This is a genomic window from Terasakiella sediminum, assembly GCF_033100395.1.
Classification (GTDB): Bacteria; Pseudomonadota; Alphaproteobacteria; order Rhodospirillales; family Terasakiellaceae; genus Terasakiella.
This window is the reverse complement of the sequence record NZ_JAWLVJ010000056.1, coordinates 1-2863: the sequence shown is the minus strand read 5'-3', so window position 1 is coordinate 2863 and position 2863 is coordinate 1. Positions and strand designations below refer to the sequence as shown.

Annotated in this window: 2 protein-coding genes; one reads left to right on the top strand and one right to left on the bottom strand. The window is 39.3% G+C overall.

All coding sequences use genetic code 11. From position 1 onward, the window contains the following. Positions 1-217: 217 nt before the first annotated feature. Positions 218-1153 (bottom strand): tetratricopeptide repeat protein, encoded by a 936-nt coding sequence (locus RYZ26_RS19755; RefSeq protein WP_317684980.1) that lies wholly within the window; start codon positions 1151-1153, stop codon positions 218-220. Positions 1154-1785: 632 nt separating this feature from the next. Here RYZ26_RS19755 and RYZ26_RS19750 point away from each other — a divergent pair. Then, positions 1786-2715 carry a 5'-nucleotidase gene (locus RYZ26_RS19750; protein ID WP_317684979.1) on the top strand — a complete coding sequence of 310 codons (930 nt, stop codon included), beginning with the start codon at positions 1786-1788 and terminating at the stop codon, positions 2713-2715. The last annotated feature ends 148 nt before the right edge of the window (positions 2716-2863 follow it).

Below are 2863 nucleotides of genomic sequence, written 5' to 3'. Positions count from 1 at the left end.
TTTGATGTTTAAGGAGTTGCACCTTCATCAAAACGGGTAACCCGCCCTTTTTCAAGGTCGGCTGTCAGATCGGATCGGAACTATTCCATCTTACGCGCCCGCCATAAAACGTCTGGATATGATCAGAAACGACCTTCCTTTGCAAGTTGTTAAGGCAAAGGATCAAAATGCCTATCTCACAGATATTTATGCTGATTGGTTTGAGTGAGTTGAGGATTTAATTCTGGCTATTTGATTGAGGGAGTGGTTGGGCTGCTTCCTCTCTCCCTGACTTAATCTCCCATTTATTCAGACTTTGTTCGGCTTTTGCGATTTCTTCTGCTGTGACTTTATCTGCAAGGAAGGCACGATATAGCAATTCATATGCGGTTCTTTTTCCGACGACTTGGGACTTATCAAAGAAATACGCACGTCCAATATGAGCCTGTGCTTTGGGATGGCCTTTCAATGCAGCGTTTAAAAAATAGACATTAGCATTCTTGATATCGTTATTTTTCAGGTACCAACTCGCAACTTCATAGGCGGATTGGAGATGATTGTTCTGATTGGTAAGGCGTATCAAAAAGGTAAAAGCGGTCAGTTTGCTTTCTTCAGATTTCTCGTTTTCTATGAACTTCATAGCGAAGTTATATTTTTGGTCAGCATCCCATTTCAGGTTTTCATAATAGGTCAGGATTTCTTTCAGTTGAGAGGGAAGGTTTTTAGTGCCCAAGAGTAAGTTTAGGCCAAACCGGACATCAGAAATTTCTTCGCTCCGTAAGATTTCTTTTTTGACACCTAACTCGAAGAGTTCTTTTGCTTTTTCTTTATTTTCAGGGGTTCCCCATCCATTGGCGTAGAATTGGCCTAATTTGATTTCTTTCAATCCACTGGAATCATCAGGTGTTTTCAGAAAGGTTTCAAAGGCCTTGGTGTAATCTTGTGGTAGACAAATTCCTTTTTCGTAGAAATTGCTGAGGGTTCCATAATAAATGTCATTTTCAGCAACCAGTTCCGGGAATAGCTTAATTACTGTTTCACAATTTTTTGACTGAACAGCCTTTTGAAATTTTGGTTGTACAGATTCAGCGCTGGCAAAAGAAAGCAGTGAGAATGTGCATAGCAACAGAAAGGCACTGAACACGGTCAATTTTTTAAAGTTGAATACCGGCATGTTTATAACTCGAAAAATAGAATGTCATATAGTGTCATATGAATGGTCTTGAGGGAATATTTCTCTTTCCATTGCAATATTGCGGGCTTTTCTGTATGAACAGGGCAAATTTTTTTCCTGCACATATATTTTCGAAAGAGAGTGCCATGATCCCGCGCCACAAGGGGCTTCATGAAATTTCTCTTTTAATTCCGCGCAGATAATTCCCTCGCGTTTTCTGATAATCATTTATCAGTCATAAAACTCATGAAATTTACGGATTTTCTTCTCAATTTCATCCCCGATTTTCATTCTAAATATCTTAGAGAAACAAACTCGGAAATTTCCTCCGAGCATTCATCCTTCGGGTCTCAAATTCACTTCATATTATCTTCTATACGGGCTTCTCTGCCTACTTAATTTCATCACAATAAATAAGGATTCTACGAGAAAACTTCATTTTCCCAACCCCATCACAACAATAATAAATAATAATAACCATTACTCAGAAGAAGTGAGGATTATCCCTTATAAAACATGTGATTAGATTTTAATTTGGATAATAAGGAAATGTTGAAGAAGGGATGATTTGAAGTATATTAAAGGTCGTGATTATGATATGAAATAGTCCTTATTTATTAATGAGTTATAAAATGCCAGTCTCTCTTGAAAATATCCTTGTTGTTGGAATTGCTTCTAGTGCGTTGTTTGATCTTGCTGAGAGCGATCGTATTTTTCGTAATGAGGGCGTTGAGGCTTATCAAAAGTATCAAGAGGAAAACATTGATAAGCCCTTTGAACCGGGTGTCGCATTTCCTTTCATTAAAAACCTTTTATCTTTGAATGAAGGTCTTAGTGATCCGCTTGTGGAAGTGATTTTATTATCACGCAATGATGCAAAAACAGGTCTTCGCGCATTCCGCACCATTAACCGCAATAATTTGAATATTACGCGAGCTGCTTTCCTTGAAGGTGGCAAACCACATCGGTATATCGAACCTTTTGAATGTGATTTATTTTTATCTGCAAATGATGATGATGTTCGCAACGCTATTGAGGCAGGGCATTCTGCAGGATGTGTTATTGCTGGAGAAGGCTCTCCTTTAAATGATGGGGTTGAGAATGAACTGCGTATCGCATTTGACTTTGATGGTGTCCTTGCTGATGACGAATCAGAAAACGTATATGTGATGGAAGGCCTTGATGGTTTTATGGCACATGAGGCTGAAAATGTAGACACACCTCATAATCCAGGTCCCCTGATCCCTTTTATTCAGGCAATTGGCCGTTTGCAAGCAGCTGAAAAAGAGCTTCTAAAGGATAAAGAAGAAAGCCCTTCTCGGGTACGAGTTTCGATCGTTACCGCACGTGGTGCGCCTTCACATGAGCGCGTTCTGACCACGCTTGAGAAATTTGGGATCACAGTGAATGAATCGTTTTTCTTGGGTGGAGTTGAGAAGTCAAAAATCCTAGCGGAATTGAAACCTCACATTTTCTTTGATGATCAAATTACACACTTGAAAACAAGCAAATCAGTTGCTCCATCTGTGCATGTACCATTTGGTGTGAAAAACAGCGGCTGAGCCTTCTTACTTCAATCATGTAAGTCAGCATCTAGGTCCTGTTGACAAAGTGGATTCACAAATTGCGTAGAATGTGATTCAAGACTTCTTTTTATGAGGAGAAGTCTATGCGTAATTTGATGAGCGACGATGAATGGTCATTCTTTGA